Annotated in this window: 14 protein-coding genes and 1 pseudogene; 7 read left to right on the plus strand and 8 right to left on the minus strand. The window is 42.9% G+C overall.

The features are described from left to right. The first annotated feature begins 383 nt into the window (after nucleotides 1-383). The 4 genes and pseudogenes from ACTQ9S_RS07075 (at nucleotide 384) to ACTQ9S_RS07090 (ending at nucleotide 3,168) form a co-directional block, all read left to right on the plus strand. Nucleotides 384-1,247: a universal stress protein gene (locus ACTQ9S_RS07075; protein WP_440454531.1), complete on the plus strand. Its 864-nt coding sequence runs from the start codon at nucleotides 384-386 to the stop codon at nucleotides 1,245-1,247. 127 nt (nucleotides 1,248-1,374) lie between these two features. Continuing rightward, nucleotides 1,375-1,479 (plus strand): annotated as a pseudogene (locus tag ACTQ9S_RS07080) (SDR family oxidoreductase); the annotation flags it as partial. Between the two features lie 235 nt (nucleotides 1,480-1,714). Further along, nucleotides 1,715-2,803: an NAD(P)-dependent alcohol dehydrogenase gene (locus ACTQ9S_RS07085; protein ID WP_440454532.1), complete on the plus strand. Its 1,089-nt coding sequence runs from the start codon at nucleotides 1,715-1,717 to the stop codon at nucleotides 2,801-2,803. A 77-nt stretch (nucleotides 2,804-2,880) separates the two neighbouring features. Beyond that, nucleotides 2,881-3,168 carry a DUF4031 domain-containing protein gene (locus tag ACTQ9S_RS07090; protein ID WP_068328869.1) on the plus strand — a complete coding sequence of 96 codons (288 nt, stop codon included), beginning with the start codon at nucleotides 2,881-2,883 and terminating at the stop codon, nucleotides 3,166-3,168. Between the two features lie 83 nt (nucleotides 3,169-3,251). On the opposite strand, the gene ACTQ9S_RS07095 is transcribed toward ACTQ9S_RS07090, so the two are convergent. After that, nucleotides 3,252-3,770, minus strand: a complete 519-nt coding sequence (locus ACTQ9S_RS07095; protein WP_440454533.1) for a DUF302 domain-containing protein — start codon at nucleotides 3,768-3,770, stop codon at nucleotides 3,252-3,254. 169 nt (nucleotides 3,771-3,939) lie between these two features. Next, nucleotides 3,940-4,851, minus strand: coding sequence for a LysR family transcriptional regulator (locus ACTQ9S_RS07100; protein ID WP_440454534.1), 912 nt, complete (start codon nucleotides 4,849-4,851; stop codon nucleotides 3,940-3,942). A 210-nt stretch (nucleotides 4,852-5,061) separates the two neighbouring features. Here ACTQ9S_RS07100 and ACTQ9S_RS07105 point away from each other — a divergent pair, with 210 nt between their 5' ends. Beyond that, the gene (locus ACTQ9S_RS07105; protein ID WP_440454645.1) at nucleotides 5,062-6,171 is read left to right on the plus strand and encodes an S-(hydroxymethyl)glutathione dehydrogenase/class III alcohol dehydrogenase; all 1,110 of its coding nucleotides are present in this window, start codon (nucleotides 5,062-5,064) and stop codon (nucleotides 6,169-6,171) included. Nucleotides 6,172-6,429: 258 nt separating this feature from the next. On the opposite strand, the gene ACTQ9S_RS07110 is transcribed toward ACTQ9S_RS07105, so the two are convergent. The 4 genes from ACTQ9S_RS07110 to ACTQ9S_RS07125 all read right to left on the minus strand — a co-directional run bounded on the left by ACTQ9S_RS07110 (nucleotide 6,430) and on the right by ACTQ9S_RS07125 (nucleotide 10,428). Further along, on the minus strand, nucleotides 6,430-7,335 hold the full coding sequence (locus tag ACTQ9S_RS07110) for a haloalkane dehalogenase (RefSeq protein WP_440454535.1): 906 nt from the start codon (nucleotides 7,333-7,335) through the stop codon (nucleotides 6,430-6,432). Between the two features lie 141 nt (nucleotides 7,336-7,476). After that, complete coding sequence (locus ACTQ9S_RS07115; RefSeq protein ID WP_440454536.1) at nucleotides 7,477-8,013, minus strand: peroxiredoxin-like family protein; 537 nt, start codon at nucleotides 8,011-8,013, stop codon at nucleotides 7,477-7,479. A gap of 146 nt (nucleotides 8,014-8,159) precedes the next feature. Beyond that, nucleotides 8,160-8,858, minus strand: coding sequence for a haloacid dehalogenase type II (locus ACTQ9S_RS07120; protein ID WP_440454537.1), 699 nt, complete (start codon nucleotides 8,856-8,858; stop codon nucleotides 8,160-8,162). Between the two features lie 367 nt (nucleotides 8,859-9,225). Continuing rightward, the gene (locus ACTQ9S_RS07125; RefSeq protein WP_440454538.1) at nucleotides 9,226-10,428 is read right to left on the minus strand and encodes a patatin-like phospholipase family protein; all 1,203 of its coding nucleotides are present in this window, start codon (nucleotides 10,426-10,428) and stop codon (nucleotides 9,226-9,228) included. Nucleotides 10,429-11,100: 672 nt separating this feature from the next. On the opposite strand from ACTQ9S_RS07125, the gene ACTQ9S_RS07130 reads away from it, so the two are divergent. Further along, nucleotides 11,101-11,709, plus strand: a complete 609-nt coding sequence (locus tag ACTQ9S_RS07130; RefSeq protein ID WP_440454539.1) for a TetR/AcrR family transcriptional regulator — start codon at nucleotides 11,101-11,103, stop codon at nucleotides 11,707-11,709. 213 nt (nucleotides 11,710-11,922) lie between these two features. Here the strand turns inward: ACTQ9S_RS07130 and ACTQ9S_RS07135 are convergent, their stop codons facing one another. Together ACTQ9S_RS07135 and ACTQ9S_RS07140 are read right to left on the minus strand one after the other, a co-directional pair. Continuing rightward, entirely contained in the window at nucleotides 11,923-12,591 is a 669-nt protein-coding gene (locus ACTQ9S_RS07135; protein ID WP_440454540.1) for a DsbA family oxidoreductase, read from the minus strand. A gap of 160 nt (nucleotides 12,592-12,751) precedes the next feature. Next, complete coding sequence (locus ACTQ9S_RS07140) at nucleotides 12,752-13,306, minus strand: carboxymuconolactone decarboxylase family protein (RefSeq protein WP_068037072.1); 555 nt, start codon at nucleotides 13,304-13,306, stop codon at nucleotides 12,752-12,754. A 491-nt stretch (nucleotides 13,307-13,797) separates the two neighbouring features. Here ACTQ9S_RS07140 and ACTQ9S_RS07145 point away from each other — a divergent pair, with 491 nt between their 5' ends. Further along, a complete protein-coding gene (locus ACTQ9S_RS07145; protein WP_440454541.1) occupies nucleotides 13,798-14,649 on the plus strand; it encodes an SDR family NAD(P)-dependent oxidoreductase in 852 nt (283 codons plus the stop codon). The last annotated feature ends 30 nt before the right edge of the window (nucleotides 14,650-14,679 follow it).

Raw genomic sequence — 14,679 nt, forward strand, 5'->3', positions numbered from 1 at the left:
CTACGAAGCCGCGCACCTGATGTCAGGTATTCTTATCGTTATAGGCATGGTTATGGTGGCGCTGATTGCCAGTGTGAATAGGCTGAATGGGCGCTAATCTATACAAATCGTAAAAGTACATCTTGAAACGGTTATCCAATGATAGAGATGATATGCTAAATAGTATGATCATCGCCTGAGTCTATAACCCCTAAGCTATTGTATTTTAATGATTATAGGTGTGGATCTATAAGTCGGGTTGTACGTCCGTTACTGCAGCAGTAATGAGCTTGCTTAGTAGTCAGCTAGCAACGATTTCTGTAGTGACAGACGCAATGCAATAGCGTTATTGACGCGCATTGATAACTCTATCCATTCGATAATTAGAAATTTAAGGATGAATCATGAAAACAGAACAGCACGTTTTAGCCTGTATTGACGGCTCAGCGGTTACTGAATCGGTTTGTGATTATGCGGCATGGTATGCCAGCAGGTTGGGTCTACCGGTTGGGTTACTGCATGTTAGCGATGTTCCGGCGTCGACCAGACGTGACTTATCAGGAGCGATAGGAATCAATAGTCGCGAATTTTTGTTAGAAGAATTAACGGAACTGGATGAAAAAAGAGCAAAGGTTGTGAACAGTTATAGCAATGCCTTGGTACAAGATGCAAAAAGTTATCTGCAAAATAGCTTCGATGGTATAAAAGTCAATATCTATCAACGCCGCGGCAAATTGTTACCTGCCATTGAACATTTTAAAGAAGAAAATCGTGCCATCATTATGGGGCGTCGCGGCGAAGATCATAAAAATAGCCGCATCAATATCGGCAGCCAAATCGAAACTGTCGCACGGGCATCAAGCATACCTGTCTTGATTTGCTCAGAGAAATTTGAAGAACCCAAGTCATATATGGTCGCATTTGATGCCAGCAAAACCGCTATCAAAGCCACACAGATGGTGGCAAGAAGCGAGCTGTTGCAAGGGTTGCAAGGTCATATCGTGATGGTTGGTAATGACAAAGACGCTGCCAAAAAAAGCCTTGCTGATGCCGTTGAGCATTTGACGGCAGAGGGCTTTACAGTAGACGCTCATCATTTGCCTGAGCTTGATGCTGTTGATGGACTGTTGTCGTTTCAGATAGATAATGATGTCGATATTATTGTGGTTGGAGCTTATGGCCATTCTAAATTGCAGCGCTTGTTTCTTGGCAGTACTACTACAGAAATCATCGCCAGCACATTGACACCGGTGATTTTGGTGCGCTAAGACATGTCAGACGTTGAAATTATTGCAAGATAGCTAGGCGAGGTTGAAGGGTTAATATTGTAGTTAGGTCTACAATGACTACTGTAACTGCCTGCCGAATCAATGCCTGACATAGCGCGCGGGAAAGTTAGAGGAGATTGCTGCCCTTGCTGTATTCCTAGCCTCTGACGACTCTAACTACATGCATGGTTCTAACGTATTTATGGATGGTGGCTGGATTCTTGGTAGATAGAAATCATTTTGAGAATAAGCTTAAAGAACAACTTTAAAGAGAATTGATATCTCAAGAGAGATGTAGAGGCAGACTAGCTTTTGTGTCTCTTTTTGAGCTTAAACGACTGAGCAGTAATATACTGAGTAGTAATCTATATTCAAATCAGATTGTCATTGTTGAGGCGTAGCTAAATTATAAGCATATGGCTCCTGAGAGAAACTGGCTGAAGTAACTAATTGAAGAGGTAATACTAATGGATATTAAAGCAGCAGTAACTCATAACCAAGGCGCGGCGTTCGAATTAGAGCCTGTACAGCTTGCAACGCCTGAGATTGACGAGATACGGGTTAAAATCATTGCAGCTGGCGTCTGTCATACTGATGTGGTCGCGCGTGATATGGGCATCGCGCCATTTCCTATCGTGCTTGGTCATGAAGGGTCTGGGATAGTAGATGCTGTCGGTACAGGCGTGTCTGATTTGCAAGTCGGTGATCATGTGGTGCTATCGTTTGCGCACTGCGGTAATTGTGGACATTGCTTGACGGGTCATCCAACCGTTTGCGATACCTTCAACGACCTTAACTTCGGTGGTGCGATGGACGATGGCTCCCGTAGGCTCGCACAAAATGGGGAGGAGCTGGCGACTTTCTTTGGGCAATCCTCATTTGCCACTTATGCTATTGCCAAGTCTAGAAATGCAGTAAAAGTCGATCCAGACGTCGATCTAGCGCTACTTGGACCGTTAGGATGTGGTATCCAGACTGGCGCTGGAACGGTGTTAAATCGCCTGAAGCCAGAGTTCGGTTCTAGTATCGTGATTTATGGTGCTGGTGCAGTTGGCCTCAGTGCAGTGATGGCAGCCAAGATTGTGGGCTGTCAGCATATCATCGCCGTTGATGTACATGATAGTCGTCTTGAGCTAGCAAAAGAGCTTGGCGCGACTCATACTCTCAACGGTAAAAATGTCGATGTCGTAACAGAAGTCAAAAAAATAACTGACGGTGGCAGCCACTACGCTGTTGAAACCACAGGCGTGCCTACGGTTGTTAAACAATCATTGAATGCTTTGCGCTCTTTGGGAACAGTCGCAATTGTCGGTATTACACCAGAGATGAATATCGATGTCCATAATGACTTGATGGCCGAAGGTAAGAGCATGATTGGCGTCATCGAAGGCGACTCTATTCCTCGAGTATTTATTCCACAGTTGATTGCTTACTTTAAAGCTGGTCAATTCCCATTTGATAAATTGGTTAAGTTTTACGATTTTGAGGACATTAACCAAGCGTTTGAAGATTCGGCAAGTGGCATTACCATTAAGCCGATTCTGAAAGTAGGTTAATAATCAAAACGTTAGGTTAAATTAGTTTTGTATTAAAATAAAACCAAATTATTTAAAAATCTCAAAGGTACAGCTCTATGGCGATATACGTAGATTTTATGCAGATAGAATTTAAAGGCTATAAATGGTGCCACATGCTGGCAGATACCCTGCAAGAGTTGCATGATTTTGCCGCAATGATTGAAGTGGATAAGCGTTTATTCCACCGTAATGCCAGTTATCCGCACTATGATGTCACGGTACAAATGCGAGAGACAGCGATTGAATATGGCGCTATTCCTGCTGGTCGAAAAAAGATTATCGAATGTGCAAAGAAGTTGAAAGTAGAGTTACATGAGCAAATAGCACAATCTGAGAACTCCTAATAAGTTAATTTTCTAAAAACATAAAAAAGGTGGGAGTGCTTTTGCATCCCACCTTTTCGTTTGTTCAGATTTTCATTTATATTTTACTTTGCAATAGCTGCTTTACTGACACCATCAAAGGCTTTTGCGATATTCGCTAACTGGGCATCACAACCTTTTATATTATGACGGTCTTTGAGATATTCAGGATTGTTGTACGACAACCAAACTTTTTTATCAGCATCTTCACTGATGAGGATTTTTTGCGGTAAGTCGATAGCGACGCTTTGCTCGCAATTCATCAATGGCGTACCCGCTTTCGGATTACCAAACATAATCACTTGCGTCGGTCTTAATGTTAAATCGACACCTTGCGCATTTTTCTGATGATCGACGCGCGCAAATACTTTCATGCCTTTGCTTTCAATAATTGCCGCTAGCTTATCAGCGGTATCTTGAACGGAGTGATTACTTTGCATCGTAATCAGACCCTTTTCAGCATTGATAGCAGTCATCGTTTCTGGCGTCGACTGCACCTTATCCGGCGCGTTTAAAATATTTTCAACACTGGCGCAAGAGGATACGGCCAAAGCTAGGGCAGCGATAGAGATAATCTTAAGCATAAAAAAATCCTTTTTTATTGTGGTCGTTTATTCAGCGAGTGATGGCTGACAACATCGAATATTCATTGTGAACCATAACATTGTGAACCATAACATTGTGCGTAATAAACTGCGTATAGTAAAGGGTCGCATTACAACACCTCTTAAAGAATGACTAAGCCAAAACTAATTACACAGCCAAACGCTCTGCTAGATAATCTACGAGCAACCTAATCTTTGGTGATAAATGACGGTTGTGCGGATAGACGGCCCAGATACTTTCCTCGGGCTCTCTATAGTTATCTAGTAAGCTGACCAGCGCGCCTGATGCTAAGTACTTTTGCACATAATAATCAGGTAGCTGCACAATACCCAGACCTTTTAACGCAGCATCAACTAGGCTATGACCACTGTTATATTGCACCGTGCCAGACACGCGCAGGTTTTTTTCTTTATTAGCATCTTTGCCAGAATCTGTTTTTCTAGAACCTGTTTCTTTAAAATCTATAAAGTGCCAATAATCACGAGTGCCAAGTAAGCAGTTATGTTGGCTTAGCTCGGACAGAACATGAGGCGTGCCGTATTTTTCGAGATAAGCGGGCGCAGCACAAACGAAGTTGGTACGACGGCTGAGTTTTTTTGCCATCATGGTCGAATCGCTTAATTTGCCAATACGAATTGCCAAGTCATAGCCGCCATCAACCAAATCAATTTTTTGATTGCTCAAAAATGCCGTCACTTCGATATCACTATATTGCACCATGAAATCATTGACCAGTGGTAATAACTGCTGCTCGCCATAAGTGACAGGGGCGGTCAGTTTAATTCTGCCTTGGGGCTTTGACTGTAAGTTACTTACTGCTTGCTCAGCAGCATCCAATCCATCGAGCACACCGCGGCAGTGCTGATAAAACACGCGGCCTTCTTCAGTCAGTGATACCTTGCGCGTCGTGCGATACAGCAATTTAATATTCAGTCGTTTTTCTAAAGCGCTTATCTGTCGACTGACTTGCGCGGTTGAGACGCCCAACTCTTTTGCAGCGCGTGTGAAGCTCTCGTACTCCGCCACATAGACGAACTCGCTAATACCGTCCCAGCGCATGATTATTACCACTGTGTAAAAGATATTTTCAAATATAACACATTGTTATCATTTCAGAAACGACTATAATGGTAAGTATAAAATCAAACCTTTTACAGACTGTGACAACTGTGGCTTGCCTCTATACACTAAGCGCTATAAGCTAAATTGGTCTGCGTTTAATCAACAATAAAATTAATTAGAAGAGAGAATATTATGTCAGATAAATTTATTAAATCTAAAGCCGCTATCGCTTGGGGCCCGAACCAGCCACTATCTGTTGAAGAAGTGGATGTCATGCTACCGCGCAAAGGCGAAGTATTGGTAAAAATCATCGCCAGTGGCGTCTGCCACACCGATGCCTTTACCTTATCTGGTGAAGATCCAGAAGGCGTATTCCCAGCTATCTTAGGTCATGAAGGTGGCGGTATCGTTGAACAGATCGGCGAAGGCGTGACCAGCGTCCAAGTCGGCGATCACGTTATTCCTTTATACACCGCAGAGTGTGGCGTCTGTAAATTCTGCTTATCAGGCAAAACAAACCTTTGCTCTGCCGTACGTGAGACTCAAGGTAAAGGCTTAATGCCAGACGGCACCACCCGTTTTTATAAAGACGGTGAGCCAATTTATCATTACATGGGTTGCTCAACTTTCTCTGAATATACTGTCTTGCCAGAGATTTCATTGGCCAAAGTGGACAAAGACGCACCGTTAGAAAAAGTTTGTTTGCTAGGTTGTGGCGTGACCACCGGCATGGGCGCGGTTATGAATACCGCTAAGGTTGAAGAAGGGGCTACCGTTGCTGTTTTCGGTCTTGGTGGTATTGGCCTCGCCGCCATCATTGGTGCAAAAATGGCAAAAGCCAGTCGTATCATCGGCGTTGATATCAACGAAGATAAATTTGAGTTGGCTAAGAAGCTTGGCGCGACTGATTGTATTAATTCTAAAGACTATGACAAGCCTATCCAAGAGGTCATCGTCGAGATGACTGATGGCGGCGTAGACTATTCGTTTGAGTGTATTGGTAATGTCGATGTCATGCGTTCAGCGCTTGAGTGTTGCCACAAAGGCTGGGGCGAGTCGGTCATCATCGGTGTCGCTGGTGCAGGCAAAGAAATCTCAACTCGTCCATTCCAGCTAGTGACTGGTCGCGTCTGGAAGGGTTCAGCATTTGGCGGGGTCAAAGGACGCAGCGAATTGCCAGGCTACGTCGATCGTTATATGCAAGGTGACATCCCATTAAATGACTTTATCACCCACACTATGCCATTAGAAGACATTAACGAAGCCTTTGACTTGATGCATAAAGGTGAGAGTATTCGTACGGTTATTCACTTTTAACAGATGCTTTCTAAAAGTAATGGTTAACGATATTGGTTGTAAATTTAGCGTTATAAAATAACAATGCCGCTCCTAATGGGGGCGGCATTTTGCATGATGAAATAGCAGTTTTAAAATGTTTATTTTAAGATGTGCTTACGTTACAAAGGAAATTTTGCAGAGAGTATGAATATATTGTCTAGAAATTTTTAAAGAGTGACAGAAATATAGCCATTTTTAACGCATTAGAGGTTCACTCGTTCAGATTGAGAACACGCTCTATTTGTCATTAATGAACTTGACCAAAAGCTCGGCCAATTTCTCGCCTTGATCTTCTTGGAGAAAATGTCCGGCGTTGGCAATAGTCGTATGATTTTGGCCTTTGGTTCCGGGAATAAGCTTTTGCATTACTCGATCACCGCCAGTAGTAATCGGATCAGAATCGCTAAATAGAGTAATAAAGGGCTTAGTCCATTTGCTCAGCTCAATCCAAGCAGTGCGGTTATTCTCAGAGGCAGGGTCATCCGGAGTTATAGGTACTAGTAATGGAAACTGCCTAGCACCCTCCTTATAAGACTCATGAGGAAAAGGTGCATTATAAGCGTCGATTACCGCCTGTGATAGCGGTGTAGTAGTACCACTCTTTATAGCGCCTCCCACATTAAATTCTGGTGTTTCCTGTGAGAATTTCTGCCATTTTCGAAAACCTTCACCTGGATCGTGGTCGCCAGTGGGGAGCATGGTATTACCAGCCGCTACCCGAGCAAACCGATCTGGATGTGCGGCAACTAAGCGCAGACCGATCAGGCCGCCCCAGTCCTGACAAAACAAGGTGATGTCCTTTAGATCTAACTGGTCGAGTACTGATTGCAGCCAGTCGACATGACGTTGGTAGGTATAGTCAGTACGGGACGCGGGTTTGTCTGAGCGTCCAAAACCGGGGAGGTCTGGTGCAATCACGCGGTGTCCTGCTGCAGTCAGTATTGGGATGATTTTACGATACAGATAACACCATGAAGGTTCCCCATGGAGCAGTAACACCGGATAGGCGTCCCTTGGGCCCTCGTCGAGGTAATGCACGCGCAACTCACCCCCTTCGCTATCGTCAACCATTAAGTAGTGCGGGGCAAAATCATAATCGGGCAGATTCGCAAAACACGAATCGGGGGTTCTGAGCGTTTTCATGTGTCGTCCTTGAGTTAGGTAATTGAGCGCGCATTCTCACACAGCTGCTGGAAATCCCATTTATTCATAACAATATTATGAATAAATGAGTGAATCTAACTACTTCTATCGATGAGAGTTTTAGATTAGATAAAATTATATCTAACGATGCGTACCACGAATAGGGTAATCGTTTTTTCGAACAAAGGATAAACCATTCGCAAGGGCTTCAAGTTCAGGTCTAGCAAAAGGCGCGTTGGAGATATCGACGATTTGAATCTCTCCATCAGCATTAATGACAAACAAACCAGGCTCCGCAAAGGGATGATCAGTCTCTTTCTCTGAGCGTGGGTCAGAAATGTAGAGCCCTAGCGTATCCATTTGCTCAATAGTTAAACCATAAGCAATAGGAAAGTTGATATCTAATTTTTCTAAATGACTCTCTAATTGCTCTTTACTGTCACCTGATATCGCAATGATATCGACACCCGCCTCAGCAAATAATGCTTTTACGGTTTCTAACTGATTGAGGTATTTTGTACAAATTGGACAATGTTGCCCTCGGTAAACAACGACTAATTTCCAATCGTAACCGTTTTCAGGCTTGCCAAGCGACTTCATATCACCATTTAGCATTTGTACATCTATATTGGGAAATTTGACACCAGCTTGAAGTTTTTGTGCGTAATTTGATTGCATGATTTATCCTTTATTTAATGGTTTGCATGAATGTGAGTAATTCGTGTTGAGACATAGAAGGCTTGATAGGTAAATTAAACCTTCTACAATAAGTTGGCTATTTTTAATAAGCTTCAATGTTTAAAAACGAGCTTGGCATAAGCTTTTTACGAGTTCTGACTTTTAGCAATGATTTGCTCAGCAAGCGTGACAAGATCTGAGGCCATAAAGTTCGGTGTTGGCACATTGGAGGCGGGCAACATGGCGTTATAAGGACGTTTGAGAAATGCCCCTTGGCAGCCAGCAGCTTGAGCGCCAATCGTATCCCAAAGATGACAAGCCACTAAGCATAAATCTGACATTTCAACAGCCAGCTCTTTAGCTGCCATTTGATAAGTCTCAGGCGCAGGCTTGAACTTCGCAACCTTCTCAACGCTAAAAGACTGCTCAAAGAACTCACTCAATCCTGCTTTTTCAAGTGGCGTAGGAGAAGCACTACTGGCTGAATTGGTCAACGTCACTAGTCGAAACCCTGCATCACGTAGTTTGGTCAATGCTGATACTGCATCAGGATGAGCAGGCATTTTGCTCATAAGCTCTTTTAACTCATTAATATCGTCATCTGTCAGCGTGATTTCATGGATATCAGCTGTCATCTGTAACGCACCAACGCCAAGCTCCCCAAAAGGCGTATAAAGGCCTGATAAAGTCATGGTTTGCGAATAAAGCACCAATTGGGCAAACCACTCCCTTAACATGTGCTTGTTACCGAACAGGCGAGCGAATAAAGGCGTAAGGGTATCGATATCTAGTAGAGTCTCATTGACATCAAATACGATAATCGAGGGTGATTGGTTAGAGGACATAAAAGATCCTTTTTTAATAATGGTAAATTGCGTCTGTGAGGGAAGTAGGCTGATAACTACAGTTATAATTATAAAACTGATTAATTTCACTTTAAACTAGCTTGAGCAGTCATTCAAGATGAATTTGAGTAATCACTCAAATTATATTGTTATGCTTTGTTATCATATGTAAATGATATGATTTCAAAAAACAGAGAAATTGGATTGTTTACAGGGTAGATAACGCTTCATCCTTGTTAGAGTTTACTGAATCGAAATCTTTAGAGGGTCGGCACTGGAGTGTCAATAAATTAGAGTTAGGATGTAATTGAGTGTCTTGTTTGGCTTCAAATAGCATGTTTGGTCCAGATCACAACTTTGCTATTCGTCACTGTAGCGCTTTACGAAAATTTTGGAATTCCTCAGATTGATCAAGTAAGTTGCTGCCTAACTCCCGCAACTCATCAACTTGTTTAGGCTGTAGATGAAAAGTGGTTGGCATGGCATCGAACTTTGCGCGCTCTTTCTTATTCTCAACTTGATCGAAAGTTAATATGGAAAAATGCACCTCAACTTGAGGCGAGTCAGAGCTGCGCTGTGCATTCACGTGCTCACCCCATTGCAAAAATTCTTTTTTAGCTAATGAGACGGTCTCGTTATTTAAAATACCTAATGCCACTTCGCTAGAAGCTGAAACTGTCTCGAAGAACCCTGGGTCTTTACCTTCCAATGACCATTTATGCTCAGAGTAAGTTTGAGCATTGGCGACTACGACCAGCACTTGTTTAACTTGGCGGAATTTTTCAGGGCTAAACGCACCAGCCATATTGGGCACATCACCATACTGAGTCACTGGACTCATCATAGATCCACGCACACCCAAGTTATCGGTTACCCCGCCATCTACTAAGCGTAGGACGGGCATACGCTCTGGATAAGAATAACGCTTTAACGCCCGGGCTACCGCATAATTGCGCGGCAAATGACTGTCTTGATTTAAGGCATCCTCGACCCACGACTGGTAACGCTGAGGGCAGTCGGAAAAATTGCGCAGCGCTATAGGTGCAAAGATGCCAGGTACTGAGGAAGATGCCATCACAGCATTTGCCACCGGATAACTCGACAAATCTGAACACAAAAAATCAAAATGCTGCTGGGTAAAGGAAAATGTCGTTGAATTATTTAAGTCACTGGCATTCAGGATAACGTAAGGTAACTTTCCACGCCCCATATCGGCAAAAGTTTTTTGCTGAAACAGACTATGATTTAAGTTATTCGCTACCAGATCGCCACGATTGTATTCAGAGCTGCTCATCGCTATAAGGCTTTGCGGACGTATCGCGAGCTTTATCAGTCGAGACTGCCAGTCCTCATACAAAAAATCTGGCGCAAACTGCTTAAATATATCATCGCCAAATAAGCCGTAGTAGGCTGCTGTGTAGCTACCGCCCGATACCGAAGAAATAACATCCACCTCATCTAACAGTCGACGCTCCACGCCGTTTATAGTCACTGGTGTGTCGCGGAGCTTTTCTAGCACGCCGTAGCTAAGCGCTGCCGCTCGTGTACCGCCACCAGAAAATGCGAGCACAACAAAGACGTCATCTGAGTTTTTAGGTAAGTTATTGCGAAAATCGTAGCGACTTGTGGTGGTCTTATCCGTTATTGGCTTGTTCCAGATTCGTTTCGTACAACCCGTCAACAAGCTGGATATAAGAGTAATGGCTAATAGGAAGAATGCGGAGCATAATCGAGACGAAATTTCCTTATTTGGAAATCTCTGAAGCTGATTGTCACAGAAAGTAGATATATTTATACGCATTCAAGCTACCCCAAAGTGTTTGGACTACTGTGAAGCCTACGTTCTTTCGTCCTTTACCTACTGTATTATAGCTATGCAGGAAAGCTATGCAGGAAAGCTATTCAAGACACTTTTAACTCGGATTTTAAAAGCAGTTAATACCTCTATTATACGTACAGCTTATGCGGACAACCTAGTCGGCCAAAATTGAATCAGACAAGATGCAAATCGAAAGTGCTGATGATGTGCTGATACAGTAACGACAATCCTCCTTTCTCCTTTGCTTATTTATTCAGTATTATTGTGGCTAGTCGTTCTCGACAATCAATAGTCTGAGCCTTGTTAATAAACTTTAACTGGACTGTAATAGCTAGTCAAGATAAAATTGAGCAGTCACTCAAGTTGTACAGTCATGCTCATTTCATTATATGACGCTAAGGCTGTGAGAAAACGGAATATATTATGTCACGCACCGCACTTTATAGCCGACAAGAATCTTTAGAACGAGCTTTACAGCTGTTCTGGCAAAAGGGTTTTCATGCGACGTCTTTAAAAGATTTAGAAAAAGCACTCGATATGCGACCGGGGAGTATTTATGCAGCTTTTGGTAGCAAGGATGGACTGTTCCAAGAAGTACTAGAGTACTATGCTCGTCTGACACTGACCGAGCTAGAATATACTTTGAAGACCCATAGTTCGCCATTGATGGGGCTAGCTGCCTACTTGCGACAGCTTGGCGGAATTCTCGATAAGGGGCTGCCAAGTCGCGCTTGTATGCTGGTCAAAAGCTTGTTGGAGCTTGGCGCCCGTGAGCAATCAGCCTTACAAAAGGTTGAGGCCATGCTGGCTGGTATGGAAGCGCGATTTATTGACTGCTTTACGGAAGCTCAGCGCATAGGGGAGCTTGATAGTGAGCTTGACCCTGTTAGGCTGGCTCGGCGTTTACAAGCTGAAATAATGGGGCTGCGCGCTTTTGCACAGCGTGATGTAGATAGTGCTGCCGTACATGAGCTTGCCGAAGATATGGCGCAATCGATAGAAGCATTGCGTAATAACACGTTTGCTGGCTAGTTCGCTAACTGGCTCTGAATAATAGGTCTAGTTAAGTGTGCTTGCTAAGTTAATCAGAGGTCAAACTGAGAACTAATTAACAGTGTAAATCACCCTTATAAATTGATGAAACCATAAAAAAGGCTACTTGAAGTTTCAAGTAGCCTTTTTTATATCTAAATTTTAATGGCCAATTTTCAATGGCCAATTTTTAATATTCATCAAAAGTGTCGTTTATTCTGGCAGATCTGCCAATTGCTGTAAGATACTTTTGAAGTTCTCAACCCCTTGTGCACCGCTAACCAAGTGTTTTTGATTAAAGATAACAGAGGGTACGCTTTGAATACCTTGCTGACGCCACTGTTGTTGAGCTTGACGTACTTCTTCTGCAAAGCGTTGATCCTTTAATACTGCTACCGCTTCGCTACGATCTAGCCCAATCTCTGCTGCAATATCTGCCAGCACTTCTTTATCCGAGATATTGCGACCATTAGTAAAGTGAGCGGCGAACAAGGCTTGCTTTAGGTCGTGCATACGGCCTTGCTGATCTGCCCAGTGCAGCAGCTGATGCAAATCAAAGGTATTATAGGTGCGAGTCTCCTCAGTGAAATTAAACTCAAAGCCAACCTCGCTACCAGCCTCAGTCATTCTAACTCGGCTAGCATCAGATTCTTCTCTGCTTGAGCCGTACTTCTCAGTGATATGCTCGCGCAAGTTCTGACCTTCGATTGGCATATCAGGATTTAACTCAAACGGATGCCAGTGAATTTTATGCTCGGTATTGGTTTGCTCAAGCGCTTCTGCCAGCTGGCGGTAGCCGATGACACACCAAGGGCAGACCACGTCCGATACAATATCTATGCGCAGTGGTTGCTCTGATGATAACTGCTTTGAATTTTCCATATGACCTCTCGTTAGCTACTATTTATGATTCTAACTGATATCTGTAATTCTAACTGATACGTATGACGTTAACTGAGAAAACAGCTGCTCGAACATTTTCCGAACAACAGCTTCTTGAACAATAATCTCGCATCGTTAACGTAATGGTTAATCTGCTTTATTAGTCGGCTTTGTGCCATTCAAACTTTTGAAAAGGCTTATCGATTGGCGTGTTGGCCAGATGGTTGGTGTAGTTGCTCATCACTTTTTGCGCGGCAGCAAGGACGACTTCTAAAATCTGGCGCTTGGTGAAGCCTGCATCTAAAAATGCTTGTACGGCATCATCATTAACGTTACCACGATCACGGACAACAGAAAGCGTAAAGTTACGTAGCACTTCTAATTTATCAGTCGGTAGTGGGGTTTCATTACGTAATGCTTCGGTAATCGCGTCATCTACTTTCATACTTTTGGCAATACCAGTATGCGCAGGAACGCAGTAATGACAAGCGTGCTCAACGTTGATAGTTTGCCATACAACAGTAACTTCTTCATCATCAAAACTACTGTCTAAAAACAATTGATGTAGACGTTGATAACCTTCGAGTAAGCCCGGCGCTTCGGCCATTACCGCGTGTAAATTTGGAACCATGCCAAAAGCATTGATAGAAATATCAAGCAGCTCTTTGCTATCTACTGGTGCGCTCTGTTTGTCGTGTAAAGTAAATTCAGTCATGTAAAAACCCTTATTGTGGTTGTTAATTATTTAATGATTACTAAAGTAAGGTAGCTCAATCAACAATAGACGTAATATTATATTTGAGTGATTGCTCAAATTGATAGGTGATGCTTGCCTAAGTAAATCAGCTAAAGCCACTATAAATGATTTTGAGCGAACGTTCAACCTTGATTGAGTGATTGCTCAATCAAGTTACAAATCAATTAAGTGACGAATCAATTAGCTTATAAACATAGCTACTTAATTGTTATCTCATTGATAGCAACGCTAATTTGACAAAATAATTTAATGAAGTAGCTTAAAAAGGTGGTTTTACACTTAGCAAGTTAGCTCATTTTAGGAAGATATTGAAAGTGTTTCCGGCTATAGCTACTTTTTGAAGCACAACACTTTCATTACAATGGGTGCTATTACGATGGATAAAATAGTACACAAATCCAAAACTTGAATAATAATTTAAATAACAACTCAAACAATAAGGACGTCTCATGACTAAGACTATTTTAATCACTGGTAGTACTGATGGCATTGGCAAATTGGCAGCTTTAAAACTGGCAGAAGCGGGACATCAAGTGTATGTGCATGGCAGAAATGCCGACAAACTTGCCAGTGTCATTGCAGAAGCCAAAGCAGTAGCGACAGGCGCAGCAGTAGATAATATTGACGGGTTTGTGGCTGATTTCTCCGATTTAACCGCTGTACTCAAGATGGCAGCAGAAGTGAGCGAAAAGCTGCCAAAGCTTGATGTACTCATAAACAATGCAGGGATTTATACAACCGCATCGGCAACGACTAAAGATGAGTTGGACATACGCTTCGTGGTCAATTACTTAGCGCCTTACGAGTTAACCAACGCCTTATTACCACTACTCAAAAAGTCTAGTAAAGCTCGTATCGTAAATCTAAGCTCAGCGGCTCAAGCTCCGATATCCTATAAGGCATTTGCAGGACAGGACCGTCTCGCTGATAAAGATGCCTATGCTCAAAGTAAGCTAGCATTAACGATGTGGACTATGGATTTAGCTGACACAGTCGTGGCAGATGACATCAATGTAATTGCTGTGAATCCAGGCTCGCTATTGAATACAAAAATGGTAAATGAGGCTTATGGAGAATATTGGTCACCAGCGGATAAAGGAGCGAACATCCTAACTGAACTTGCCATCTCGGATGAGTTCGCTAACGATACTGGTAAATATTTCGATAATGATATTAAAGATGGCGTACATGGTGACGCAAGAGGAGAGTTCGGACAACCGCATGCAGACGCTCTAAATAAAGAAGCCATTGCAGAGCTTGAACGCCAGACTCAGACAGTATTGCAGTCGCTTTCTACATAAGATTTATATCTAGCCGCATCAATTAATGGT

The sequence above is a fragment of the Psychrobacter sp. ASPA161_9 genome, from assembly GCF_051970275.1.
Lineage (GTDB): Bacteria > Pseudomonadota > Gammaproteobacteria > Pseudomonadales > Moraxellaceae > Psychrobacter.

Bases quoted from the DNA above. Each gene is read 5' to 3' on its own strand.
- ACTQ9S_RS07075 (WP_440454531.1), top strand. From the start codon at position 384: ATGAAAACAGAACAGCACGTTTTAGCCTGTATTGACGGCTCAGCGGTT.
- ACTQ9S_RS07085 (WP_440454532.1), top strand. From the start codon at position 1,715: ATGGATATTAAAGCAGCAGTAACTCATAACCAAGGCGCGGCGTTCGAA.
- ACTQ9S_RS07090 (WP_068328869.1), top strand. From the start codon at position 2,881: ATGGCGATATACGTAGATTTTATGCAGATAGAATTTAAAGGCTATAAA.
- ACTQ9S_RS07095 (WP_440454533.1), bottom strand. From the start codon at position 3,770: ATGCTTAAGATTATCTCTATCGCTGCCCTAGCTTTGGCCGTATCCTCT.
- ACTQ9S_RS07100 (WP_440454534.1), bottom strand. From the start codon at position 4,851: ATGCGCTGGGACGGTATTAGCGAGTTCGTCTATGTGGCGGAGTACGAG.
- ACTQ9S_RS07110 (WP_440454535.1), bottom strand. From the start codon at position 7,335: ATGAAAACGCTCAGAACCCCCGATTCGTGTTTTGCGAATCTGCCCGAT.
- ACTQ9S_RS07115 (WP_440454536.1), bottom strand. From the start codon at position 8,013: ATGCAATCAAATTACGCACAAAAACTTCAAGCTGGTGTCAAATTTCCC.
- ACTQ9S_RS07120 (WP_440454537.1), bottom strand. From the start codon at position 8,858: ATGTCCTCTAACCAATCACCCTCGATTATCGTATTTGATGTCAATGAG.
- ACTQ9S_RS07130 (WP_440454539.1), top strand. From the start codon at position 11,101: ATGTCACGCACCGCACTTTATAGCCGACAAGAATCTTTAGAACGAGCT.
- ACTQ9S_RS07135 (WP_440454540.1), bottom strand. From the start codon at position 12,591: ATGGAAAATTCAAAGCAGTTATCATCAGAGCAACCACTGCGCATAGAT.
- ACTQ9S_RS07140 (WP_068037072.1), bottom strand. From the start codon at position 13,306: ATGACTGAATTTACTTTACACGACAAACAGAGCGCACCAGTAGATAGC.
- ACTQ9S_RS07145 (WP_440454541.1), top strand. From the start codon at position 13,798: ATGACTAAGACTATTTTAATCACTGGTAGTACTGATGGCATTGGCAAA.